Origin of the sequence: Arthrobacter rhombi (genome assembly GCF_900163545.1) — a bacterium.
Lineage (GTDB): Bacteria > Actinomycetota > Actinomycetes > Actinomycetales > Micrococcaceae > Arthrobacter_H > Arthrobacter_H rhombi_A.
In genome coordinates this window covers 214,016-236,748 of sequence record NZ_FUHW01000038.1, presented here as the reverse complement: position 1 = coordinate 236,748, position 22,733 = coordinate 214,016, and the positions used below count along the sequence as shown (strand labels likewise).

The 22,733-nt window shown below is 65.8% G+C and carries 23 protein-coding genes; 11 read left to right on the top strand and 12 right to left on the bottom strand.

What is annotated here, in order from left to right:
- Positions 1 to 144: 144 nt before the first annotated feature.
- From FM101_RS11585 to mtrA, 4 genes are all read right to left on the bottom strand, one after another.
- Positions 145 to 1,032, bottom strand: a complete 888-nt coding sequence (locus tag FM101_RS11585; protein WP_086999745.1) for a ComF family protein — start codon at positions 1,030 to 1,032, stop codon at positions 145 to 147.
- A gap of 68 nt (positions 1,033 to 1,100) precedes the next feature.
- Positions 1,101 to 2,867 carry an LpqB family beta-propeller domain-containing protein gene (locus tag FM101_RS11580; RefSeq protein ID WP_179204313.1) on the bottom strand — a complete coding sequence of 589 codons (1,767 nt, stop codon included), beginning with the start codon at positions 2,865 to 2,867 and terminating at the stop codon, positions 1,101 to 1,103.
- Positions 2,824 to 4,731 carry an MtrAB system histidine kinase MtrB gene (mtrB, locus tag FM101_RS11575; RefSeq protein WP_086999740.1) on the bottom strand — a complete coding sequence of 636 codons (1,908 nt, stop codon included), beginning with the start codon at positions 4,729 to 4,731 and terminating at the stop codon, positions 2,824 to 2,826. Before mtrB ends, FM101_RS11580 begins: the two co-directional genes overlap by 44 nt.
- 2 nt (positions 4,732 to 4,733) lie before the next feature.
- Positions 4,734 to 5,411 carry an MtrAB system response regulator MtrA gene (gene mtrA / locus FM101_RS11570; RefSeq protein WP_086999738.1) on the bottom strand — a complete coding sequence of 226 codons (678 nt, stop codon included), beginning with the start codon at positions 5,409 to 5,411 and terminating at the stop codon, positions 4,734 to 4,736.
- A gap of 147 nt (positions 5,412 to 5,558) precedes the next feature.
- On the opposite strand from mtrA, the gene FM101_RS11565 reads away from it, so the two are divergent.
- The 5 genes from FM101_RS11565 to FM101_RS11545 are packed head-to-tail and all read left to right on the top strand — an operon-like array spanning position 5,559 to position 11,007.
- Entirely contained in the window at positions 5,559 to 6,863 is a 1,305-nt protein-coding gene (locus FM101_RS11565) for a glycerophosphoryl diester phosphodiesterase membrane domain-containing protein (protein WP_143269281.1), read from the top strand.
- Between the two features lie 4 nt (positions 6,864 to 6,867).
- Positions 6,868 to 7,548, top strand: a complete 681-nt coding sequence (locus FM101_RS11560; RefSeq protein WP_179204312.1) for a DUF4129 domain-containing protein — start codon at positions 6,868 to 6,870, stop codon at positions 7,546 to 7,548.
- On the top strand, positions 7,545 to 8,738 hold the full coding sequence (locus tag FM101_RS11555) for a DUF4350 domain-containing protein (protein WP_143269280.1): 1,194 nt from the start codon (positions 7,545 to 7,547) through the stop codon (positions 8,736 to 8,738). The genes FM101_RS11560 and FM101_RS11555 overlap by 4 nt, the downstream gene beginning before the upstream one ends.
- The gene (locus FM101_RS11550) at positions 8,735 to 9,706 is read left to right on the top strand and encodes an AAA family ATPase (RefSeq protein ID WP_241895433.1); all 972 of its coding nucleotides are present in this window, start codon (positions 8,735 to 8,737) and stop codon (positions 9,704 to 9,706) included. Before FM101_RS11555 ends, FM101_RS11550 begins: the two co-directional genes overlap by 4 nt.
- A gap of 8 nt (positions 9,707 to 9,714) precedes the next feature.
- On the top strand, positions 9,715 to 11,007 hold the full coding sequence (locus tag FM101_RS11545; RefSeq protein WP_086999729.1) for a DUF58 domain-containing protein: 1,293 nt from the start codon (positions 9,715 to 9,717) through the stop codon (positions 11,005 to 11,007).
- Between the two features lie 51 nt (positions 11,008 to 11,058).
- Here FM101_RS11545 and FM101_RS11540 read toward each other — a convergent pair whose 3' ends face one another.
- Positions 11,059 to 11,634, bottom strand: coding sequence for a dienelactone hydrolase family protein (locus tag FM101_RS11540; protein WP_086999727.1), 576 nt, complete (start codon positions 11,632 to 11,634; stop codon positions 11,059 to 11,061).
- 71 nt (positions 11,635 to 11,705) lie between these two features.
- On the opposite strand from FM101_RS11540, the gene FM101_RS11535 reads away from it, so the two are divergent.
- Complete coding sequence (locus tag FM101_RS11535; RefSeq protein ID WP_143269279.1) at positions 11,706 to 12,737, top strand: hypothetical protein; 1,032 nt, start codon at positions 11,706 to 11,708, stop codon at positions 12,735 to 12,737.
- Here FM101_RS11535 and FM101_RS11530 read toward each other — a convergent pair.
- From FM101_RS11530 to FM101_RS11515, 4 genes are all read right to left on the bottom strand, one after another.
- Positions 12,734 to 13,174, bottom strand: a complete 441-nt coding sequence (locus tag FM101_RS11530; RefSeq protein WP_342744388.1) for a GNAT family N-acetyltransferase — start codon at positions 13,172 to 13,174, stop codon at positions 12,734 to 12,736. The genes FM101_RS11535 and FM101_RS11530 overlap by 4 nt on opposite strands.
- 104 nt (positions 13,175 to 13,278) lie before the next feature.
- Complete coding sequence (locus FM101_RS11525) at positions 13,279 to 14,283, bottom strand: hypothetical protein (RefSeq protein WP_245806690.1); 1,005 nt, start codon at positions 14,281 to 14,283, stop codon at positions 13,279 to 13,281.
- Between the two features lie 29 nt (positions 14,284 to 14,312).
- Positions 14,313 to 14,705, bottom strand: coding sequence for a chorismate mutase (locus tag FM101_RS11520; RefSeq protein ID WP_086999719.1), 393 nt, complete (start codon positions 14,703 to 14,705; stop codon positions 14,313 to 14,315).
- Positions 14,706 to 14,747: 42 nt separating this feature from the next.
- Positions 14,748 to 15,671: a CPBP family intramembrane glutamic endopeptidase gene (locus FM101_RS11515; protein WP_086999717.1), complete on the bottom strand. Its 924-nt coding sequence runs from the start codon at positions 15,669 to 15,671 to the stop codon at positions 14,748 to 14,750.
- 91 nt (positions 15,672 to 15,762) lie between these two features.
- Here FM101_RS11515 and FM101_RS11510 point away from each other — a divergent pair, with 91 nt between their 5' ends.
- Positions 15,763 to 16,128, top strand: a complete 366-nt coding sequence (locus tag FM101_RS11510) for a hypothetical protein (RefSeq protein WP_086999715.1) — start codon at positions 15,763 to 15,765, stop codon at positions 16,126 to 16,128.
- 27 nt (positions 16,129 to 16,155) lie between these two features.
- Here FM101_RS11510 and mnmA read toward each other — a convergent pair whose 3' ends face one another.
- Genes mnmA through FM101_RS11495 form a run of 3 tightly spaced genes read right to left on the bottom strand, consistent with a single transcriptional unit; the run spans position 16,156 to position 19,427 of the window.
- Positions 16,156 to 17,307, bottom strand: a complete 1,152-nt coding sequence (gene mnmA, locus FM101_RS11505) for a tRNA 2-thiouridine(34) synthase MnmA (RefSeq protein ID WP_086999713.1) — start codon at positions 17,305 to 17,307, stop codon at positions 16,156 to 16,158.
- On the bottom strand, positions 17,304 to 18,542 hold the full coding sequence (locus tag FM101_RS11500) for a cysteine desulfurase family protein (protein WP_281255517.1): 1,239 nt from the start codon (positions 18,540 to 18,542) through the stop codon (positions 17,304 to 17,306). The genes mnmA and FM101_RS11500 overlap by 4 nt, the downstream gene beginning before the upstream one ends.
- Before the next feature lie 30 nt (positions 18,543 to 18,572).
- Positions 18,573 to 19,427 carry a hypothetical protein gene (locus FM101_RS11495; protein ID WP_086999711.1) on the bottom strand — a complete coding sequence of 285 codons (855 nt, stop codon included), beginning with the start codon at positions 19,425 to 19,427 and terminating at the stop codon, positions 18,573 to 18,575.
- A gap of 71 nt (positions 19,428 to 19,498) precedes the next feature.
- Between FM101_RS11495 and folP the strand changes: the two genes are divergently transcribed.
- The 4 genes from folP to FM101_RS11475 all read left to right on the top strand — a co-directional run bounded on the left by folP (position 19,499) and on the right by FM101_RS11475 (position 22,711).
- Positions 19,499 to 20,416 (top strand): dihydropteroate synthase, encoded by a 918-nt coding sequence (gene folP / locus FM101_RS11490; protein ID WP_086999709.1) that lies wholly within the window; start codon positions 19,499 to 19,501, stop codon positions 20,414 to 20,416.
- Positions 20,417 to 20,425: 9 nt separating this feature from the next.
- Entirely contained in the window at positions 20,426 to 21,187 is a 762-nt protein-coding gene (locus FM101_RS11485; protein ID WP_086999707.1) for a pyrimidine reductase family protein, read from the top strand.
- A gap of 98 nt (positions 21,188 to 21,285) precedes the next feature.
- Entirely contained in the window at positions 21,286 to 22,209 is a 924-nt protein-coding gene (locus tag FM101_RS11480) for a J domain-containing protein (protein ID WP_086999705.1), read from the top strand.
- Positions 22,210 to 22,249: 40 nt separating this feature from the next.
- Positions 22,250 to 22,711 carry a tRNA (cytidine(34)-2'-O)-methyltransferase gene (locus FM101_RS11475; RefSeq protein WP_086999703.1) on the top strand — a complete coding sequence of 154 codons (462 nt, stop codon included), beginning with the start codon at positions 22,250 to 22,252 and terminating at the stop codon, positions 22,709 to 22,711.
- The last annotated feature ends 22 nt before the right edge of the window (positions 22,712 to 22,733 follow it).

The window sequence follows — 22,733 nt, the reverse complement described above, 5'->3', positions numbered from 1 at the left end:
CTCGGGTGACACGACAGCGGCTGAAAGTCTCTCCTTTCAACCGCTGAAGATGGGTTCTTCTCCTCTTGGTGAGGTGCCCATACTCAACCGTAATCCAGGGCGCTGGTTAATCAAGCCTTCCCACCCTTCATTTCGTGATCCGTGTCACGCAAGTGGTGGGAAATCATGAAATGCCGGGTCTGCGGCTCGTCCACCGGCTGGCGTGTCGGCGCCTATGGGGCCAGGTTCATCGAGGTCGGAGCCTTCGTGGTGTCGCGGTGCCGCGGTGGCCGCCACGACGACGGCACCCTCCACCCGGACCCCTGCAGCCTGGAGTTGGTGATGCGCGCGGGCCAGCGTCGCACCGGTGGTGAGGACATCGTCCACCAGAAGCACCGGGCGGTCGGGGATTCGTGGATGCGGGAGCAGGACCATTTTCACGGCACTGCCCGCGCGGGCCCTGCGTCCCTTACTCTTCTGTGCTGCCCCCGCCCACGGCGGCCCGGGGCGGACCCGCAGGAGCCGGGCGCTGGTGGTGGACGGCGGCAGCAGGGCCCGTCGCTGGATCCAGGCCAGCAGCACATCCACCGGAGCGTATCCACGGTGGGCTCGTGCGAGGCGGGTCGAGGGGATCGGGACGAGCAGAACGCTACTATCGAAACGATCTACTGCCAGCCGGAGGGCCCCTGCCAGGGCTGGCCCCAAAACCCCTGCCAGGGACACTCGTTGACGGTTCTTGAACGCCAGAACGGCGGCTGAGACTTCGCGAGAATAGATCCCGGCGGCCATCACGGGCAAAGGCTCTCCCCCCGGGTCCAGTGGCAAGGATTCGGCTCCTTCCTGCGCTTCAAAGGGGCGCACGGTCGCTGCGCGGAACGCCCCTCGGCAGGTTCGGCACATCACGGCGTCGGGGCTGCGGCAGTAAACGCAGTCGCTGGGCGCGGCCACCGAACCGAGCTCAGCCAACGCCGTCAGCGGCCCCTGGACCGTTGCGGAGAAGACCAGCGAGTCCAGTCCGCGGGCCCAGGATTCGGGTAGCTGCGGGTATTCCATGCCGCCATGCTCCCTGCGGAGCCACCGCGGGGGAAGTCCCGGCAGGTCGGTTGTGGACGGCCTCCGTGTTATCCCGGGTAGGCGAGCTGGCTGGCCTTGCCTTCACGCTTCTTCCAGGTGGAAAACACCTGCGAGTAGACCCCGTCGGGTGTCTCGGCGTAAACCGTTCGTTGATCCCCGGGGCCCGCGGAAATATTGGTCATCCCCAACAGCGGCTCCAATTCCTTGGTGGTTCCGTCCAAGGAGATCTCCTCGGCTTGGACTGCCTTGGTTTTGCTGGGTTTCATCACGACCACGGAATTCGAGGAGTTCCATACTCCCTGTTCTGCCGGGACCGAGGCGTCGAGCTCCAGCGGGTCGGTGAACCCGCGAGGCACCCCTTCGCTGTCGCGGATGATGCCGGTGATGTAGACCCCCGTCTTCCCCTTGATTTTAGCGATCACGAGCGCTCGGGCCCCATCGGGTGAAACCCGGAGGGAGGTCACATCGGCGTTGGACATCCACCCGGCGTTGACTTGGCGGGAAGGTCCGTCCTTTTTGGTATCCGACGGCGTCGCCCGCACCCGGGTTCGTCCGTCGTTGCCGACCGTCCAGGTCCAGCCGTGCACATCGATGCTCGGACGCAGGAGATTCTGGCCGCTCGTCGCCTCGTGGGCCACCCCTGATTCATCAACAGTGAAAAGTTGGGTGCGTTTGCCGTTCAGGAAGGCGAAGCGGTTATCCGCCGGGGACATGGCGGGGTCGCGGGGCTTATAGGCGGAGATGTCTTGGACCCCTCCCACCCGCACGACCCCGTTGCCCTGGTAGAAGACCAAGGATTTATTGGCGATCGCGATCTGGGTGTTCGGGACCGAAGCATCGACGATGGCTTTCGTGAACCCCTCGGCTACGCTGCCCAGGCTGACGGCCCGCTGGGCGACGGTCATCGTGACCGTGTTGACGTTCTGGATCTGGCTCAGTGTCAGCTGGATCTGCTGTTGCATCAGTTGGCGCTGCAGCTCGGTCGCGTCGGTGAACGTCGCCTCGTTCAGGTCCACCGTGGCTCGTTTGGATTCCACCGGGACCGAGGCGCGCGCCAGTTCGCTGCCTTCGGGGAAGGCACTGCCGACGGCATTGCGCAGGTACGGGGCAGGGCCAGCGAGCAGGGCTGCCGTCACGGTGGCGGACAGGCCCTGACGTGTGGCGAACCACCGGTAGTCGGCCACGGCATACGTATTGGTGGAATCATAGAAGTACAGCGGGTACGCCGAGAACACGATCGCGAAGCTTCCCTCCTCCATCATCGTGCCGTTGGGCACCTTGGAGAGCCTCCATTGGCCGTCTTCCTTGGTCAGCTCGAAATCCACGGACTTCGTGGTCTGTTTCTCCTTGCGGGTGAGCAGGCCGTATTCGTCGATACTTGAGGTTTCGGAGACCTCTACCGTGTAGCTACCCTTTTCGACGTTCTCCACGATATTGGGTTCCGAAGCGTAGACGGTTGTCTGGTCTGCTGCCCGCCACTCCCTCGAGAGTTCAGCGGCCAGGTATTCGCGGGCCACACTGTAGTCGTCTTGTGGGGCAATGCCTGCCCGCAGGAAACCTTCGATGATCTGCTGTGGGGAAGCATCCTCCGTTGGTCCTGGAGGGTCGAAGGCGTAGTCGAAGTCGGACTGTCCGGCAGCTTCGGGCGCGCTCGTTCCGACGGGCCCGGACGTAGGAATCGAGGCACATCCGGTGAGCACCAGCAGGACGGCGACGAGGGCGCTGAGCACCATAGAGGCCCGGGCCCGCCCGTCGTATCTGGTCCCGTGCCTACGCATGGGGTCCTCCCGGTCTTCCTGTGTCTGGTTCATCATCGGCAAGATCGTCCGAATCATCGTCCTCACGGCCCGCAGAAGAAACCCGGCCATCGGCCCGGGCGGCTTCCGGGGCAGGGGGTTCGTGTGTGGCCCGTTCGGAGGGCGGGACGGCCCGAAGGATGGAGCCGGGCAACGCAAGATTCCCCGTGGGAAGGGTGGGCAAGGACGCCGTATAGGGGGCTGACTCCCCCGTGCCCAGCGATTGGCCCAGCGCTAGTTGGGTATGGGGCATCAGTGGCAGCGGGGAGGATCCGAGCAGGTCACCCAGATGCCGGGGCAGGGTCAGCCGGAAGCAGGCTCCTTCACCCTTTTCGCCCCAGGCCTGCAACCAACCGCCGTGCAGTCGGGTGTCTTCGGTGGCGATGGATAGTCCCAGCCCGCTGCCTCCCGTGGTTCGGGCCCGGGCCGGATCACCCCGCCAGAACCTGTCGAACACCCGCGAGGCTTCCTCGGGGTCCATGCCGATGCCATGGTCGCGCACGGTGACGGCGACCGCGTATTCGTCCTGGCCTACCGTGATGTCGATGGGATTTCCTTCGCCGTGTTCGACGGCGTTCATCACCAGGTTGCGGATGATCCTTTCGATGCGGCGTGGGTCCATTTCCACGGCGCACCCCTCCTCGGGGAGGTGGACCCGTAATTCGGATCCGAGGTTCTCGGCATGCAGGCTCGCGGTATCCACGACCCGGCGAACCACCGGTACCAGGTCAAGGACCTCCGCATCCAGCAGTGCGGCACCGGCATCGAACCGGGAAATTTCCAAGAGATCGTTGAGCAGGGTCTGGAAGCGCTCGACTTGGTTGTACAGCAGTTCGGCGGAGCGCCGGTTGATCGGGTCGAAGTCCTCGCGGGCGTCGTGAAGTACTTCGGCGGCCATGCGGACCGTCGTCAGTGGGGTCCGCAATTCGTGAGAGACGTCCGAGACGAAGCGCTGTTGCATCTGCGACAGCGTGGCCAACTGGGTGATCTGGTCCTGCAGGTTGGTAGCCATCCGGTTGAAGGAGGTCCCCAGCCGGGCGATTTCATCTTCACCGTGGACCTCTAGACGTTCCTGCAGCTGACCGGCAGCCAGTTTCTCCGAAGCCAAGGCTGCTGTGGAGACCGGGCGAACGACCAGACGCGTGGTGTACCAGGCGATCCCGCCGGTGACGAAGAGCAGCAGAACCCCGCCGATGGCCAGCACCCGGTGGATGAAGTCCAGGGTCTGCTGGACCGAATCGAGGTCGTACACCAGATACAGGGCGTAGTCGCGTCCCGGCGGCAACTGGACCGTCGTCCCGAACGCCAGACCAGGGGTGTCGTAGCTGGCGTGCGGGAAACTAATCGATTCCCAATAAACCCCGGGGCTGTCCTTGACCGTCGAGGCCAGGGTGTCGGGAATGACGGCAGTGGTCAGTCCGCCACTGGCCGTATTGGTGACATAGATGTTTTCCGAACTGGGTAGCGGGGTCAGGATGAAGTCACGTTGGACGCTGGCACCATCACCTTCGACCAGTTTCAACGTGTCGTTGACGAAGGCGACGGTGCTGGACCGGTCGGTGGTGGCTGCGGATTCAAAATTGGATTTGACCTGGTTCAGGCCACGGACCGATTCTTCCTGGACCTGGTTGAAGCGTTCCTGGAACAGGCCGTCGGCGATCTGGTTCGACAGGAAAATGCCGGCCCCGAGCATGGCCAGGGCAGAGAGCAGCACGGTGGTGGCCACGGCCCGCAACTGCAGCGAACGTCGCCACGCGGTGACCATGCGTTTCCACCGGGAGCCTTCAAGGGTGGCCCGCGGGCGCCGGAAAAAAGCCTGGGAGACCGGCGGTTCCCCGTCGCCGGGTTCCGCCGCCGGGGTGTCCGCGGCGGAAGTGTCCATGCTCAGCCCTGTCCGGCCTTATATCCGACCCCGCGCACGGTCAGGACGACTTCCGGGTTCTCCGGATCGGTTTCGACCTTGGAACGCAAACGCTGTACATGGACATTGACCAACCGGGTATCGGCGGCATGCCGGTAGCCCCAGACCTGCTCGAGGAGCAGTTCACGGGTGAAGACCTGCCACGGCTTCCTCGCCAACGCCACCAGCAAATCAAATTCCAGCGGCGTCAAGGAGATCGGTTCCCCGGCCCGGGTCACCGAGTGGCCGGCCACGTCGATGACCAAGTCCGCGATTTTCAGTGTCTCCGGGGCGTGCTTCTCCCCCGGGCGCATCCGTGCCCGCACCCGGGCAATGAGCTCTGCCGGTTTGAAGGGTTTCGGAACGTAGTCGTCAGCCCCCGATTCCAGTCCACGGACAACGTCGGCCGTATCGGATTTCGCGGTCAGCATGACGATCGGGACATCGGCTTCGGCACGGATCAACCGGCAGACCTCGATGCCATCCATCCCGGGCAACATCAGATCCAGCAGGACCAGGTCCGGTTTGACCTCTCTGAACGTGTCCAATGCTTGCGCCCCGTCATAACAGAAGACCGGGTCGAAGTCGTCGTTGCGCAGCACAATACCGATCATCTCGGCCAGCGCCTCGTCATCGTCGACCACTAAAACTCGGGCCTTCATGGCACCCCTTTTCCGTCTGAACGTCTCACTGGTGTCTCTTTGAACCTGCCCCCCACTATAGGGGTCAGCGGTGCGCCCCCTGCAGCGGCGCACCGCATCCCGTTAGGCTGGTCCCGACACTGACGCGATGCTAGGGGCACCAACGCCATGACTGAAAACCCACCCAATCCCGACGAGCGCCCCGGTTCCGAGACCGGTCGCGACGCGGGAGAACCGGATGCTGCCGCCCATCCCGCGGCCCCCGGGGGTTTCGAACCGCCGGTGGCTCCCAGCTGGCAGAACCCGCCACGACAGGGTTGGGGTGCCCCTCCAGGCCAGGGGTGGGGCGGATCGGCTACCGGTTCCTGGGGAGGCCAAGCGGCCCCCGGTCCGGGGATGCCCCCGCCCGGACAAGGAATGCCTCCGGCGGGCCCGTACGGTTATGTCCCCCCGCCGAAACCGGGGGTCGTCCCGCTACGCCCGCTCGGCTTTGGGGACATGCTCGACGGCGCTTTCCAGGCCATCCGCCGTAATGCAGGATCCACCTTGGGCTTATCGGTGATCGTTCAACTCTTCGTCGGGACCATCAGCGCACTCGTGGCCATTCCGCTGTTCTCCGCCATCGCCGACCCCTCCTTCGTGGAAAGTGCCGAACCCGATTTCACCGCACTGACGGGGTCATTGGTCACCATGGTCGGCGGCAGTTTGGCGGCTGGACTCCTCTCGGTTTTCCTCCTGCTCATTGTCCAAGGTGCGATCACCATTCCCGTGCTGCGCGCAACGCTGAACCGCAAGACCCGGTTTGGTCAGGCCCTCAGGATCTTGCGCCCCTCCATCGGCAGGATCCTGCTCGTCGCCCTGCTGTTCCTGATCGCCGGAATCGCTGCCCTGGCCCTCTGCGCCGGCATCGTCGCCGTGGTGGCTTTCAATGCCAGCACGGCAGCCACCTTCACCACCGCCGCCATCGTTCTGGTCGTGGCCATCCCCACGGCGATCTGGGTGTCGATCAAGCTGACGTTCACCGTCCATGCCCTCGTGGCGGAGGATCTGCGGCCCCTGGCGGCCATGGCCAGATCCTTCAGCCTCGTGAAGTCCTCCTGGTGGAGGTGCTTGGGGATCCTGCTGCTGACCGGCATCATCGTGGGGATCATCGCCAGCCTCATCACCTCCCCGCTGAGCATGATCGCCGGGATGCTGGGAGGATTCCTGGCCCCCGACGATCCTGCGGCGGCTGTCGGCCTATTGGTGAAGATCAGCTTCGTCACCACGATTCTCACGGCCATCGCCACGGGGCTGGGCTTCGCCTACGAATGTTCGGTCACCACGCTGCTCTACACCGATCTGCGGATCCGTCGTCACGGCTTCGATATGACCTTGCTGCGGGAATTCGATAGCGGCGTCGATGCCCCGATCCCCGGGCTGCCGAGCGTCGCCACAAGCGGATATAACCCCGGATACCCGGCGGGCAACTGACCCGATGTCCCCGCTACTCCCCAGCCACCTGCAGGCCCTGACCTATTTTCCTGATCGGGACGAAGCCACCGGCGACCTGATCCAGGAGCTGGCCCGGCAGGAGTATGCCCGGGCGTTGCCGAACCCCATCGTGGTCTTCCTGAAACAGGTGTGGGGCGACTTCCTCCAATGGGTGGAGTCGTTGAATGCGCTGACCCCGAATCTGGGGTGGCTGGTGGTCCTGCTCGCCCTGGCGATCGTCATCACGCTGATCATCCTCTTCGCCCGTCCCCGCCTGCAACGCCGGGCCCGTCGGGCGCAAACGGCAGGTGCAGCCGTGGACCTGGATGCTTCGCTCAGCGCCCAGGACTACCGGCGTCGGGCAGATCGTGCCTTCCTCGCTGCCGACTATGCCACCGCCGTACTCGAACGCTTCCGCGCCCTGCTGGCCCGGGCCGAGGAACGCACCCTGCTGGACCCCCAACCCGGACGCACCGCCAGCGAGGTCTCCACGTCACTCGGGCTGGCCTTCGGCGAGATGGCATCGGCGCTGCACGCGGCAGCGACGCTCTTCAACACGGTGCATTACGGCCATCATGAGCCCACCGCCGAAGACGTCCGCTGGCTGGCCGAACTCGAGGAGCAGCTCTCCACCGCCACCCCCGGTGCCGCCCCGACAACGCCGGGGTTGGTGGTGCCACGATGACGCGAATGAACGACGGCGAACGCCTCTTGACGGCCCCGCGCCCGGAGTCCGCCCGTTCGGTGTGGCTGGGCCGCTGGCGGACCTGGCGACTCTGGATCGTCATTGCCCTCCTCGCCGTGCTCGCGGCCATCTACTATGCCGTGGCCAATGGACCGAACGACACCCGTGTCCTGAGTCCGCAAAATGCAGCACCCGACGGCGGGAAGGCCGTGGCACGAGTCCTGGCGAACCATGACATCACCGTGGAACAACCAGAAGGATTCGATGACGCCCTGGCAGCCTTACGGGCAGGGGACGGGGCTTCCACGTTGTTACTCCACGACGCGGGCGGGTTCCTGAATCAGGAGCAGCTCACCGAACTGGATGAGGCCGCCGGGAAGGCGGTGCTGGTGGAACCGGGTTTCGCGGAGCTTCGTGTCTTTGCCCCGTCGGTCCGGCCCGCAGGGGTCGTCCCGACCGATACCGACTCTCCGGTGGCCACGCACTGTGCCGTGCCGGCCGCCGACGAAACCCGTGAGGCCGCCGCCGGCGGGAAAATGTACCGGGCCGCCCACGGGTGCTTCTCCTACGGGACCTCCGGCCAGGATGCTTATGGTTACGTCGTGGAGGGTACGACGACGGTTCTGGGGAATCCCGCTGTTCTGGACAACGGCCATGTGCTGGACTTCGGCCATGCCCCGCTGGCTTTGCGCACCCTGGGTGCCGAGCCGAACCTGATCTGGTATCAGCCCACAGCTGCCGATCAGGTGTTCACCGGTCCGGCAGCAAACCCCTTCGAACTACTGCCCGGTTGGGTCACCCCTGCCACCGGATGGCTGATGCTCGTGGGAGTCATCGCGATCCTCTGGAGGGCCCGCCGCGACGGGCCACTGGTGACCGAGCCGCTTCCCGTCGTCGTCCCTGCTTCGGAGACCGCCGAGGGCAGGGCGCGCCTCTACCGGGACGGGCAGGCCATCGACGCTGCCGTCGCCGCCCTGCGTTCCGCCTCCTTGGACCGCCTGGCCGGGTATCTACGGCTTGGACACGTCTCCAGCGCCGATGACATCGTCGCCACGGCCGCCAAGGAATCGGGGATCCCCGGCTCCCGCCTGCGCCGCCTCTACTTCCCCGATCGGATCACCGGCGACGCCGGCCTGGTCGAATGGGCCCAAGAATTGCATACCGTCGAAAAGGAGATCGGGATCCCGTGAGCGAACAAGTCAAAGAGGCAGATACGGTCCGCCAAGCACTATTGGACGTACGTCACGAGGTGTCCAAGGCCGTCGTGGGACAAGATGCCACGGTCACCGGGCTCCTCATCGCCCTGCTGGCCCAGGGCCATGTGCTCCTGGAAGGGGTTCCCGGCGTCGCGAAGACCCTGATGGTGCGCACCCTCTCGGCAGCACTCGACCTGGATACCAAACGGGTGCAGTTCACACCCGATTTGATGCCTGGCGATGTCACCGGTTCGCTGGTCTACGACGCGAACACCGCCGATTTCAGCTTCCGCGAAGGCCCGGTGTTCACCAACATCATGCTCGCGGACGAGATCAACAGGACCCCGCCCAAGACGCAGGCCTCGTTGCTGGAGGCCATGGAAGAGCGTCAAGTCAGCGTGGACGGGATCAGCCGCCTGTTGCCCGAGCCGTTTATTGTGGCGGCGACGCAGAACCCCGTCGAATACGAGGGCACCTACCCGCTTCCCGAGGCCCAGTTGGACCGGTTCCTGCTCAAACTGACCATGGATCTTCCCGAACGCGAGGACGAAATTGAGATCATCCGCCGTCACGGCGCCGGTTTCGACCCCCGTGATCTGGCGGCAGCCGGGGTCCGTGCGGTGGCCAGTGCCGATGATCTGGCGGCAGCCCGCCGGGCCGTGGCGCAGGTGACGGTGTCACCGGAGGTCATCGGCTATATCGTCGATATCGCCCGGGCTACCCGCAATGCCCCCAGCTTCCAGCTGGGCGTCTCCCCGCGTGGGGCGACCGCCCTGTTGAACACCTCGCGGGCCTGGGCCTGGCTCTCCGGCCGTGATTTCGTGGCCCCCGACGACGTCAAGGTCCTCACCCTTCCCTGCCTGCGTCACCGGGTCTCCCTGCGGCCCGAGGCCCAGATGGACGGTGTCGGAGCGGATGATGTCCTGCAGTCCATCCTGGCCACCGTGCCGGTCCCCCGCTAGGGCACGGCATGGCCCTATACCGCCGTTTCGTGTGGCTGGCCCTGGCGGGGTTGGTGCCCGTCATCCTCTGGCCCGGAGTCCTGACGATCGTGGTGACCCTGTGCGTGCTGGTGGCACTGGCCGGACTCGATATCTCGCTGGCCGCCTCACCCCGGTCGGTGATCATTGAGCGGGCCATCCCGCGCAGTGTGCGCCTGGGTGAGCCGGCCACCGCCCAGCTCTTTCTGCGCAATGCCGGAGCACGCCGCTTGCGGGGTTTCGTCCGCGACGGCTGGCAGCCCTCCGCCGGGGCCAGGAACACCCGGCGTGTTGTTGATTTGCCGGCCGGCGAGCGCCGGGCCTTCGCGATCGGCCTGCAACCGGTACGCCGCGGCGATCTGTCGGTGCACCACACCACCGTCAGGTCCTCGGGGCCGATGGGTCTGGCGGCCCGTCAGCTCACCCATTCCAGCGAAGGCACCCTGCGGGTGTTGCCTCCCTTCCACGCCAAACGCCATTTGCCCTCCAAACTCCAGCGCCTGCGCGAATTGGATGGGCGAGCGGCCATCCAGGTCAGGGGTGCCGGCACCGAATTCGATTCGCTTCGCGACTACGTCCGCGGCGACGACGTGCGCTCCATCGACTGGCGGGCCACCGCGCGCCGGCAGAACGTCGTGGTGCGGACGTGGCGTCCCGAACGGGACCGTCGGGTGGTCATCGTTCTGGATACCTCCCGCACCTCGGCGGCCCGGGTGGCCGACGAGCCACGTCTGGACACCGGAATCGAGGCTTCCCTCCTGTTGGCAGTGCTGGCCGAACGCGGTGGGGACCGGGTCGACTTCCTGGCCTATGACCGCAGGCCACGGGCCAGGGTCGAATCGGCCTCCAAGGCCGTCATGCTCAACCAGTTGGTCGAGGCGATGGCCCCCTTGGAGCCAGAACTCATCGAAGCCGATTTTTCTGGTCTGCCGGCACAAGTTCGGGCCATCTCCACGCACCGCTCGCTACTGGTGTTGCTGACCGCGTTGGACTCCGGGGCCGTGGAGGAGGGACTGCTGCCCGTTTTGCCGGCGCTCACCTCCCAACATGTGGTGGTGATCGCCGCCGTGCGCGACCCGGTGCTGGACGAACGTTCCGCCGATGTCTCGGATGCTGGTGCCGTCTACCGGGCGGCCGCCGCGGCCAGGACCCTGCAGCAGCGGGAGGCGTTGAAAACCCAGCTGCGTGCCGTGGGCGCCGAAATCGTTGACGCCACCCCGTGGGAACTCCCTCCCCTGCTGGCCGACACCTACATCCGGCTCAAGGCCACCGGGCGACTTTGAACCACCCGGCCGGTATCGGGTGGGCCGGTGGGGCCACAACAGCCTCCGGGATCAGTGGGAGCCAAGGAACTGCAAGACCCGGGCCAGCAGCGTATCCGTCGCCCCGGCGTCGTACTCGGCAGTGGAGGAGTCGGTGAACAGGTGGCCACCTCCCGGGTAGAGGAACATCTCGGCTACCGGAGCGTGGGCGAGCAGGTCGCGGGCTGCTTCGAGATCGCCGCCGTCGATGAAATACGGGTCCTCTTCTGCGGCATGGATTTGTACCGGGACCGCTGCGGGCCAGCTGGGCGAGAACTCGGTGACGGGTACACAGGAGGAGAAGAAGAGAGCCCCGGCCGCCCCGGGACGCGTCTGCGCTAGTTTCTGGGCCGGGAGGACACCCCAGGAGAATCCCGCGTAGACCAGTTCGGGTCCGAGCTCCTCCGCCGCCCGGGTACCGCGGCCCACCAGTTCCCCGAAGCCGATCTTCGAAGCGTGGGCCACTCCCTCGTCGATGGTGTCAAAGCTGTGTCCGTCGAAGAGGTCCGGGGTGTGTACTGTATGTCCCCCGGCCCGCAGGAGTTCGGCGAACCCCTCGATGCCGGGGGTCAGCCCCAATGCGTGGTGGAATAGAACGACGTCGGCCATGGTGGTGCCTCCCGAAGCGGTATACGGTGTGTCGGCGGGCCCGTGGACCCGATCCCAGAATGGTGGAATGGATGCGCAATGACAAGGTTTCCGCCCCGGCAGCGGGGCTGGATTACACCTCTACGGCCCGCCGTCCCGGCTGGCTGGACCTTCCCGCTCCCGTCAGGGACTTGCTGAGCGACTGGGTCGGTGGACGCATCGATGCCGTCGAAATCGCTGGCGGTGGTTTCACCCACGGGTTTGCCGCCGTACTGCGTGGCCCGCGTCCGCTCTTCGCGAAGGCCATCCCGGTGGATGATCCGCACATCGCCCCGGCCTATGCCCGCGAGGTCGAGGTGCTGGCGGCACTCCCCCCGGGGGCCCCGATCCCGCAGCTCGTCGAAGATGATGTCCTGGCCGGGTGGCGGGTTTTCGCCACCACGGCTCTGGACGGGTGGATGCCCGGCGCACCGTGGACCCTCTCCGATGCCCGGGCCATCCATGACAGTTGTCTGCTCACCAACCGGCTGCTGGAGAACGCTGCCGGAGCGTTGCCCGCCCTTGAACTCCTCGAAGAGCAATGGGCCGCCGGAATCTCCGAACTAGACGGGGGTCATCTGGTCCTGGATATCGGCAGGCGCCCCGACTATCTGCCCTCCTGGTTCACTGGGCCATCCGGTGACGAACTGGCCAGGTCCATCCTGCAGGCCGCCTCCCGCATCGAGACCGCACTGCACGGTCCCGTCCCGCTGAACAACGACCTGCGCGCCGATAACGTGCTCATCTCCAGTGCACCGTCCTGCGGTTTCCCCGCGGGCACCGCGTGGATTTGTGATTGGAACTTCCTGGCCAGCGGCCCGGGCTGGGCCGATTGGGTGGTCCTCTGGCCCCAGATGCACGACGGCGGTATGGACCTTCAGGAGATCGCCTCCTGGGAGCTGACGTCCACAGCCGACGCCGCTGACCTCGACACGTGGTTATCCGCTCTGTTCATCTACTACGCGGCCACGGGCACCCGTGAGCCACTGCCCACCAGCCCGAACCTGCGCAGCCACCAACAGCTCTGTGCCCTCCAGACGCTGGAACTGCTGGCCCTGAGGTTCGGCAGCCACGATCAGGCCTAGGACAGCCGGTATTTGAAACCGATATGCGAACCGACGAATCCCAACCGTTCATAGAACCGGTGGGCTTCTGCCCGGGAGGCGTCTGAGGTCAACTGGACCAGGGAGGCACCCAGGGCGGGAGCGGCCGTCTCGATGACCCAGTGCATCATCGCGGAACCGATACCCGCGGACCGATGCCCGCTGTCCACCCGCACCGCCTCCACGAGCAGCCGGGTGCTGCCGCGGCGGGCCAGGCCCGGGGTCCGGGTGAGCTGCATGGTTGCCACGGCACTGCCCTCCGGGTCCTCGGCGAGGATGACGTCGTTGCCGGGGTCCTCCATGATGGCCTGCAACGCCACCCTGTAGGGCGTCGGGTCGTGGCCGCGGCCCCCATCACCCCGGGAGGCGCTGAGCCCGTCATCGGCCAAGAGCTCCATGAGAGCCGGTACATCTTCCATCTGCGCGCGGCGTAGGGTCAGGACGCCCCCGGGGGCCCGAAGAGTGCTCGGAAGGCTGAGGCTCGCTAGCATCCGGTGTCCACGCTTTCCTTCACCTGTGGGGCTCAACCGCCCAGCCGGACCTGGTCCAGGGCCTCGGCCGTCTGCGTGATCCGGCGCAGCACCCGCCGGGTGGTCTCGGGAGTGGTCGTTTCCAAGCCGGGCGCCGGCATGAGGGTCACCGCGCCGAGCAGGGCATCCGGCAGTCCCAGCATGCGGAAGCGTCGGTGGACCGCCTGCACTGCTGCCTTCACTCCCAGCAGTTCCTGCTCAGGGTTCAGGGTTTCGAGCCAGAGCTGGCCGCCCTGGTCCACGAGTTCCGCGCAGCGTTCCCAGGCGGCCAGCTCGGCGCGTTGCCCGTCGAGGCAGACGGTGTCAAAACCCGCGGCGAGGGAGTCGGTGATCAGTTCGGGCCAGGAGGGGCCTCCCGCGGGGAATCCGGTCCCCGGGGCCAGGACCACGGTTTCCGCCCCGGCCTCGCGCAGTCCTTGGACGAGGCCCTTCCAGTGTTTGGCTGCTTCCTGCCGGTCCACGGCCCGCAGGTTCCTATACCCGCTGGCGGTGGGGACCGCACCGCCGAGGACCGCGGCGGCTTCCGGCTCTTCCACGACCACGGTCAGCGGGGTGGCACCGGTGACCCGCTGGACGTCATGGACATGTTTTACTGCCCCGTCGGCCAAGGAATCGGCCAGGTCTCGTCGGGCGCCGACGTCGGAAAGGATTTTTTCCCCGTGGTGCAAAGAGATTCCCGCGGAGAGGGAGAGGGGACCCCGCAGCTGGACCTTCAGGGCGCCCGGAGCGTTTCCTGCGGTTCCAATGACATCGCCCAATACGCCCAGATCGGTGCCCAGGGCCGATACGGCGCGACGGTAGTCCCGGCCGGGCCGGTCGGTTAGACGCCAACCATGGGGTTGGACGTCGACGTACAGCTCGGTCAAAAGGCTGGCGGTGCGGCCCAGGGCATCTGATCCGACCCCCCGATCGGGCAACTGGATCAGATGCGGAAGATGGGGTGCGCCGAGCTCACCACGGATGATGCGGGTGGATTCGAGCGGGTCGGTCCCGGGCAACGGCCCCTGACCGGTAGCGCGGACACTGCTCAGCTCTCTTCGCCTCCCTCGGGGGCCCGCGAGGCCGAAATGGCCTGGTGATGGCGGATAACCTCGTCGATCACGAAATTCAGGAACTTTTCGGCAAAGGCAGGGTCCAGATGTGCTTCGGACGCCAACCTGCGTAACCGGGCGATCTGGGCGACCTCGCGGTTCGGATCCGCAGGAGGCAGCTGGTGCTCCGCCTTGAGATGACCGACCTTTTGCGTGGCCTTGAAACGCTCGGCCAGCAAATAGATCAAGGTGGCGTCGATATTGTCGATGCTTCCGCGCACGGACAATAATTCCTCCATGACTTCGGGGTCCACGCTCCCGGCCAGGGAGGAGGCGGTGGGGTCGTAGTCCTCACCCGTGGCGGGCTGGGCGTGCGGCTCATTGCTCATGGTTCCCATCCTAGTTGGGAGCGGGCCCGATACCCGGTGGTATTACGCGGTGCGCTGCCGCTTCACCGGCAGTTTCCACAGCAGCAGGCCGGCCAGGATCAGCGGGAGGATCCATCCGGTCCAGCCCAGCGGTGCAATGACGAGCATGTCAAGATCCGAGGTGGATGCGAAAACCAAAAACAGCCCGGCAGCAGCGTTGAGGGAACCATGGGCCAGGGCTGCCGGCCAGACGCTTCGGGATGCCAGGCGCAACCAGGCGAATACGGCACCGAAGCTGATCGTCATCCCGCACATGGCCAGCAAGCTCAACCAGCCAGGAACACCCGGATAGTTGTAGCCCAGCAGGATCAACGGGGCATGCCAGAGCCCCCAGATGATGCCGGAGATGAGCACGGTCGCCGTTTTTCCGCACGGTTCCAGCCGGGAAACCAGCCAGCCACGCCAACCGATCTCTTCGCCCAGTGCCGGAACCAGATTGATGATCGAACCGAGCAGGACGTTGAACAGCTGCGAGGCAATGAGCAGCGCGGCTGGCATGGACATGATCTGCTCGGCCGCTTGCGGGGCCTGCTGGGCCATCAGCCCCCGCAGCACCGGCAACTGGGCGAAATCTGCCGGGTAGAGGCCCAGAACGGCCCCCAGCAGCAGCCCTCCCATGACCAAGAGCATCGGCAGCAGCCATCCGGCGGCCACAAAGGCGAGCAATGGCCCCACGGGTTTGAGCGGCCACAGACCCAGGCTCCGGGCGATTCCGGGGCCACCGGGGCGCTGGTCCGTCGGTTCGGCGAAGCGGGTGACCACGAGGGCCGCCACGGTCGGGGTGAGCATCATGACCAAGGCGTAGAGCGTGAAAAGCGGGTCCCCCAGCCCCTGGCCTCCGAGCCAGAGCGGCAGTGCCACGAGCCACGCCAACGCATAGGCGATCACGACATAGTAGACGATGGGTTTCAGTCTGATCGATCGCATGGGCGAGCACCTCGGAGGTCGATGGGAAGGCCGGTTCCACCCTAATGCCAGCGCGGGGGTCCGGGCGCCGATGGCCTAGAGTGGAAGGGCCATGATGACTAGACGAGACGCCGCGATTGCCCTGGACATCCCCCTCGAGATGGCCACCCGACATGGGATCCCCAGCCGGCTCGAAGAATCCCACCTCGCCGCGCTGCAGGCCGACCCGCCGCAATGGCTCATCCAGTCACGGCAGAACCGGCAGGGGAAGCGCCCCGTCTGGGTTCATCTGGTCTGCACGGTCTGCGGGCGTGCCGAGGCGGCCCGCCCGAAGAAGTGGTGGCCCGACTTTGATTTCGTGTTCTGTGACACCCATTCCCCCAGCGAACTGTCCGCGGTCCCTGCCGGACGCGTGCGCTGTGAGTACGAGCAGGTCGCTGGCCGGCTGACCGGGGTCGTCGACGAGGCCGCCAGCTAATTCCCTGCCGCACCCCGCCAGGATCTTCTACGAGGAAATGCTGGCAGGGTCCCAGGACAGGCTGCGTGCCGTGTCGATGGTCGCCTGACCGAGCACGCGTGTGCCCTGGTAGATCACCATGGTCTGTCCCGGTGAGACTCCCTGGAGCGGGTCGCTGACATCGACGACGAGTTCGCGAACCGATTCGCCGTCCTCCCCCGTTGCTTCCTCAAGCCAACCAATGGCTTCGACGGGGTCGGCGTGGGCACGCACCTGGACCATGCAGTCGAAGCGTTCCCCGGCCATCGCTTCCTTCAGCGGCAGGCCCGCCCAACTGACTTTGATTCCCCGCAGTCGATCGACCGAGAGCAGCTCCTTGGGGCCGACCACGACCTGGTTGTCCTTGGGGCGGATCTCCAACACGAAGCGCGGTTTCCCGTCGGAAGCGGGACGGCCGATCTTCAGCCCCTTGCGCTGGCCGACGGTGAAGGCGTTGGCTCCAGGATGGCTGCCCACGGAGTTGCCTTCATGATCCAGGATCTCCCCCTCCTTGAGTTCGATGCGTTCCTCGAGCCAGCCACGGGTGTCACCATCGGGGATGAAGCAAATGTCGTGGCTGTCCGGCTTTTTGGCGACCGATAGGCCGCGCTGCTCGGCTTCGGCGCGCACCTCGGCCTTGGAGGGTGTGTCAGCCAACGGAAACAGTGAGTGGCCGAGCTGCTCATGGGTCAACACCCCGAGCACGTAGGACTGGTCCTTGGCCCAATCGGCTGCGCGGTGTAGTTCCGGGTTTCCCTCGGCATCGGTGATGACCTTGGCGTAATGGCCGGTGCACACGGCGTCGAAGCCCAGGGCGAGCGCCTTCTCGAGCAGGGCTGCGAACTTGATGCGTTCGTTGCAGCGCATGCACGGGTTGGGGGTGCGTCCTGCCGCGTATTCGGCGATGAAATCGTCGACGACGTCTTCCTTGAAGCGCTCAGAGAAGTCCCAGACGTAGTAGGGGATGTCCAGCTTGTCACAAGCCCGCCAGGCGTCATTGGAATCCTCCACGGTGCAGCAGCCCCGGCTGCCGGTGCGCAGGGTTCCCGGCATACGGGACAGCGCCAGGTGCACGCCCACGACGTCGTGCCCGGCGTCCACGGCACGCGCCGCCGCCACTGCGGAGTCGACCCCGCCGCTCATTGCTGCCAATACCTTCATACTTTTAATCCTGTTCCTGCTGTTTGGATCCTGCTTTTCTTGGCAGCCATTCCTGCCTGTTTCGCCCGCTGATGCGCTTCGGGCAGGGCCGCGACCAGGGCTTGGACGTCGGCGGCCGTGGTGGTGTGCCCGATCGTGAACCGTTGGGCCCCACGGGCCGCCTCCTCCGTGCGCCCCATGGCCAGCAACACGTGGCTGGGCCGTGGTACCCCTGCCGTGCAGGCAGAGCCGGTGGAGGATTGCACGCCGAGCATGTCCAGCACGAAGAGCAACGAGTCCCCTTCGCAGCCGGGAAAGGTGAAATGGGCGTTGCCCGGCAACCGGTCCCCGGTGGCGCCTTCAACGGCTGGCCCGGAGAGTTCGGCATCGGGTACCGCCTGGCGGACGCCGGCAATCAGGGAGTCCCGCAGTCCCGCCAGCCGTTGGGATTCGGCCGCGAGATGGCCGACTGCCTCGCTGGCTGCCGCGGCAAAGGAGGCCGCTGCGGCAGTATTCAAGGTCCCCGAGCGCAAGGCTCTTTCGTGGCCGCCGCCGTGTTGTACTGCGGTGAGGACAATATCGCGACGGACCAGCAGTGCCCCGATGCCGACGGGGCCGCCGATCTTATGGGCGCTGATGGCCATCGTGGCCAGGCCGGAGGCCCGGAAATTCACCTCGAGGGAAGTAAACGCCTGGACGGCGTCGGAGTGCAGCGGAATGCCGTAGGCCGCCGCGATGGAGGCCGCTTCGGCGACCGGCTGGACGGTACCGACTTCGTTGTTCGCCCACATCAGGGTCGCCAGCGCCACCGTGCCGGGGTCCCGGGCAATTTCGGCCTCGAATTCATCGAGCCGGATCCGCCCTGTCTCATCGACGCCGATCCAACGTATTTCTGCCCCTTCATGGGCGGCCAGCCATTCCACGGTGTCCAGCACGGCATGGTGTTCCACGGTGCTACACAGGATTCTCCGGCGTGCCGGTTCTGCCGCGGTACGGGCCCAGTAGAGCCCCTTGACCGCCAGGTTGTCCGATTCCGTACCACCGGAGGTAAAGATGACCTCCGAGGAATGTGCCCCGGCGGCCGCGGCAAGGCTCTCGCGGGCTTCCTCGACAACGGTATGGGCACGACGACCTGCACCGTGCAGGGAGGATGGGTTCCCTGTACGGCTCAATTCCTGGGTCAGCACGGCGAGCGCGGACGCCGTCATGGGCGTGGTCGCCGCGTGATCGAAATACACGGGCTGGGTGGCGGACACCGCTCGATTCTACCGCCGGAGCGGCGGATGTCAGTACCCGTCATGCTCCGGAGCAGGGTTGATCCGGTCACCATTGATCCCCAAATCGGTGTCGAGGGTGATGGCGCGGGCTTCGAGACGCTGGTCGTGGCAGAGCTCGTGGATGAGATCCGCTGGGCCACCGACGATGGTCGAGTCCTCGTAGAGCTCGGTGGAGAACATCCAGGAGCGGTCGGTCCCCCACGCCAGGTTTGGTGCCTGCCGTTCGGCAAAGCCCTGCCCCGCTTTCCACAGCGGGGAGGCCACATCCTCGAGGCTGCCGAAGAAGAGGTAATAGGAGCGGTAGCCCTCGGGCCCGATCTCGAGTTTCCCGCCCTCAAGCACGTCGGCGGAGAAGGCCGGGCGTTTGAGCTGTTCACGGAGCAGTGCCTCGCGCTGGGCTATGTCGGGGTCCGTCGGCGGCTCGTCGGTGCCGAGCACCTCGACAGCGTCCCCACCACGGATGAAGGCATAGCCGTCCCACAACCCCAGATAAGCCTCGGGCCCCGCATGACGGGAAATGAGCTCGGCCACCGCGGCCAGGTCGGCGACCGGCAGGCCGTCACCGGTGGGCGCTTCACCGTCCCAAGCGTCTTCGGTCCAGGCCATCCCGGTGTCGTCGATGCCGGAGACCGCGGAGAACTGGGCGCCCGCATGCAGAACGGTTCCGCGTTGGAGGGCGATATCGGACCAGCGCACAGGGTTTCCGTCCTCATCGGCAGCCGGGTGGAAGATCCGGGCATAGGCGTCGAATCCTGCGGGGATCTGCGCGGCTACCGTTGTCGCCGGCGGTCGGGTCGAGAGGACCTTTTGGAGTGCGTGGGCGATCCACTGTCCGGGCTCTGCCCCGGCGAACGTCATGGCCATGCCTCCACCCTACAAGTCCGGGGGCTGGTAGAACTGAGGGGACCCGTCCCGAGGAGCCTGACCCCGTGAGCATGTATCTACCCCATCTCGTTCATCCAGTCCACGACTTCGCGCATCGTCGAATCGACTTTTCGCAGCAGGTCGCGGTGATGGCGATCATCAACCGGACCCCCGATAGTTTCTACGACGGCGGGGCGACCTTTGCCCTCGACGCCGCTGTCGATGCGTCGCTGGCTGCCGTTCACACTGGAGCGCAGTGGCTGGATATCGGCGGGGTGCCGTTTGCTCCGGGGCCGGAACTTCACTGGCAGGAAGAGGCCGAACGGGTGGTCCCGGTCATCAGGTCCATCCGCGAGCGAACCGATGCGATCATCTCCGCCGACACTTTCCAACCGCGGGTCGCCGAGGCGGCCATTGCCGCCGGCGCCGACGTTATCAACGACACCACCGGGATCTCCAACCCGGATCTGGCCCGGGTGGTCGCCAACGCCGGGGTGCATCTGGTCATCACGCATTCACTGGCCAAACCGCGCACTGTCTACCCGCGCCCCCATTATGAGGACGTGGTCGGCGATATCACCGGTTTTTTGCAGCGCAAGGTCGAGTTGGCCCGGAGTTTGGGCGTCCCCGGGGAAAAGATCATCATCGATCCCGGACACGATCTGAATAAGAACACCCGACACACTTTGGAAGTGACCCGCAGGCTGGATGAGGTGGCGGCATTGGGCTATCCACTGCTGGCAGCGGTATCGAATAAGGACTTCATTGGTGAGACCTTGGACCAGCCCAAATCCGAACGACTGGCCGGATCCCTGAGCGCGGCAGTGATCTGCCTGATGAACGGCGCCCGGGTCCTGCGCATGCACAACATTCCCGAGGCCGTCTCGGCGGCCCGACTCTTCGAAGCCACTGCCGGTTGGCGCGAACCGGCCTATTTGCGACACAACATGGCAGACGTCAACGAGCCAGCACACCTGCCGGGACGATAGATTGGTCCCATGGTCCAGCAACTGATTCCTCCGCACCCCGGTGACGGCGCCTCCGATCTGACCGATGAGCAGCTTCTGGGGCTCTATGCGCCGGCAGCCGATGCCGTGGTGCGTTTCAACTTCGTAGCTTCCGCCGACGGGGCGGCCACCACCGCAGGCACCTCGGGCGGGCTGGGCACAGCCGCCGATCAGCGCATCTTCGCCCTACAACGTCGCCACGCCGACGTCGTCTTGGTCGGTGCAGGAACCATCCGCGCCGAGGGCTACGCCGGTGAACTCATTGACGCAGACGCCCAGTCCTGGCGTCGCGAGCGCGGCATGACGACCCATCCGGTTATCGCCGTCGTCTCGGGGTCCTTGAATTTGGACCCACAATCCGATTTCTTCACCACGGCCCCGGTGCCGGTTTTGGTGTTCACGACCAGCTCCGCGGATCCGGCCCGGCGGCAGGCTCTCGCCGCGGTGGCCGAGGTCATCAACGCGGGCCAGGACGACGCCGAACCCCGGCGGATCCTGTCGGAATTACGCGAGCGTGGTCACCAGATGGTGCATGCCGAGGGTGGCCCCACCCTCTTTGCTTCCTTCCAACGGGCCGACGCGGTCGACAGTCTCTGCCTGACCGTCTCTCCGGTGTTGGCCGGCGGCGAAGGCCAACGCATCGCCACCGGTCCCACCTCCGGAAACCAGCCGGTCGAACTGGCCCTTCTGCTGGAGGAAGCCGGAGCGTTGTTCACCGAATACCGGAGGGTTCCCGCTCACGGCAACGAGTGACCCGGCTGGTTCGTCCGGAACCAGCTCCAGCTGCCGTTCGTTCGGCACAACAGATACACCCATCAGGCAGCCAGTCGGCGCCCACGGAAAGGTCAGGCGTGTCCCCGGCAAGAACCCACTATGAGGTCCTGGGCATCAACCGCGATGCTTCATTGGCCGAGGTGAAGACCGCCTATCGTCGGGCGGCCCGCACGACGCACCCCGATCAGGGAGGAGACGCGGCATCCTTCCGGGTCGTCTCACTGGCCTACCAGACCCTACGTGACCCCGTCGCGCGTGCCGCCTACGATCGCAGCTACGGCACGACCTCGGCGTACCAGCCCTCCACCGCCGATGACCGGGCCGCCGGGCGAACCGCGACCAGAGCGGAACCTGCTGGTGGTCGCCGGCCGACCCCCACCGATCCCTTACGTTACGTTCCGCCGTTCTCAGCAACCTCCAACCCGGTCCTCACCGAGACCGTGGCCTCTCGGCAAATCCAGGGGGCACCACGTAAACGCGGTTTGTTCACCCCGCAATCACGGCTGGCCCGCGAAGCAGCGACCGTCAGATTGATCTCGAGCAAGATCCTGCCTCACCTTCCGGCGGCCCGGCTGGTCAACGGCCTGCATTCTCCGGCGGACCGAGGGTTCATCGACCACGTGGTGCTCTCCGGCTACCGATTAGCGCTCATCAATTCCATGGTGCTGCCACGCGGTGTCTACCGATGGGACGGCACGGCATTGCGCCATGCTGGGAAGGCGATCGACCCACCACGGATGGAACACCTGGTCCGTGGAATGCAGGAGGCCTTCCCGGAGCTGAACGTCACCGGCTGGACGGTGGTCCATTCCCCCGACGACAACCTCCACGAACCGGTCATCGACTACGCCCGCGGCACCGACCCTGCCTCCGCCTCGCTGACGCATATCGTCAATGCCGCGAACCTGGTCAGAGAACTCAAGATGTTCCTGGGCACTGGCCCCAGTCCGAATGTCGTCGATGTTCCGTTACTGGCCCGACTCATCGGCGGAATGTACTGACCTGTACTTCTCCACCCTCGACCGGGCATAGGATCTAACGGTGTTTCGCATACTCTTCGTCACCCCAGAAATCCCCGGCAATACCGGCAACGCCATCCGCCTGGCCGCCGTCACCGGCGCCGAGCTCCACCTGGTCGAACCCCTCGGTTTCGATCTTTCGGATGCAAAGCTTCGCCGGGCGGGCCTCGATTACCACGACCTCGCCGACGTCCATATCCACCCCGATCTCGACTCGGCGTGGGAGGCCTTGGCACCCGATCGGGTTTTCGCCTTCACGGCGGAAGGCGAGGTGACCTACACCGACCTTGAATTCCGTCCCTCAGACGTCCTGATGTTTGGTCGCGAATCCGTGGGGCTGCCCGCCGAGGTCAAGACCGACCCCCATGTCACGGCCCGGGTCCGGCTGCCCATGTTGGCGTCCCGACGCTCACTGAACCTCGCCAATTCGGCGTCAATCGTCCTGTATGAGGCGTGGCGCCAACAGGGCTTCGCAGGCTCCTGACGCGCCCTGCCAGCGTTGCCAT

Coding starts and splice junctions, on each gene's coding strand:
- FM101_RS11585 (WP_086999745.1), bottom strand. CDS start 1,032: ATGGAATACCCGCAGCTACCCGAATCCTGGGCCCGCGGACTGGACTCG.
- FM101_RS11580 (WP_179204313.1), bottom strand. CDS start 2,867: ATGATGAACCAGACACAGGAAGACCGGGAGGACCCCATGCGTAGGCAC.
- mtrB (WP_086999740.1), bottom strand. CDS start 4,731: ATGGACACTTCCGCCGCGGACACCCCGGCGGCGGAACCCGGCGACGGG.
- mtrA (WP_086999738.1), bottom strand. CDS start 5,411: ATGAAGGCCCGAGTTTTAGTGGTCGACGATGACGAGGCGCTGGCCGAG.
- FM101_RS11565 (WP_143269281.1), top strand. CDS start 5,559: ATGACTGAAAACCCACCCAATCCCGACGAGCGCCCCGGTTCCGAGACC.
- FM101_RS11560 (WP_179204312.1), top strand. CDS start 6,868: ATGTCCCCGCTACTCCCCAGCCACCTGCAGGCCCTGACCTATTTTCCT.
- FM101_RS11555 (WP_143269280.1), top strand. CDS start 7,545: ATGACGCGAATGAACGACGGCGAACGCCTCTTGACGGCCCCGCGCCCG.
- FM101_RS11545 (WP_086999729.1), top strand. CDS start 9,715: ATGGCCCTATACCGCCGTTTCGTGTGGCTGGCCCTGGCGGGGTTGGTG.
- FM101_RS11540 (WP_086999727.1), bottom strand. CDS start 11,634: ATGGCCGACGTCGTTCTATTCCACCACGCATTGGGGCTGACCCCCGGC.
- FM101_RS11535 (WP_143269279.1), top strand. CDS start 11,706: ATGCGCAATGACAAGGTTTCCGCCCCGGCAGCGGGGCTGGATTACACC.
- FM101_RS11530 (WP_342744388.1), bottom strand. CDS start 13,174: ATGGAAGATGTACCGGCTCTCATGGAGCTCTTGGCCGATGACGGGCTC.
- FM101_RS11520 (WP_086999719.1), bottom strand. CDS start 14,705: ATGAGCAATGAGCCGCACGCCCAGCCCGCCACGGGTGAGGACTACGAC.
- FM101_RS11515 (WP_086999717.1), bottom strand. CDS start 15,671: ATGCGATCGATCAGACTGAAACCCATCGTCTACTATGTCGTGATCGCC.
- FM101_RS11510 (WP_086999715.1), top strand. CDS start 15,763: ATGATGACTAGACGAGACGCCGCGATTGCCCTGGACATCCCCCTCGAG.
- mnmA (WP_086999713.1), bottom strand. CDS start 17,307: ATGAAGGTATTGGCAGCAATGAGCGGCGGGGTCGACTCCGCAGTGGCG.
- FM101_RS11495 (WP_086999711.1), bottom strand. CDS start 19,427: ATGGCCATGACGTTCGCCGGGGCAGAGCCCGGACAGTGGATCGCCCAC.
- folP (WP_086999709.1), top strand. CDS start 19,499: ATGTATCTACCCCATCTCGTTCATCCAGTCCACGACTTCGCGCATCGT.
- FM101_RS11485 (WP_086999707.1), top strand. CDS start 20,426: ATGGTCCAGCAACTGATTCCTCCGCACCCCGGTGACGGCGCCTCCGAT.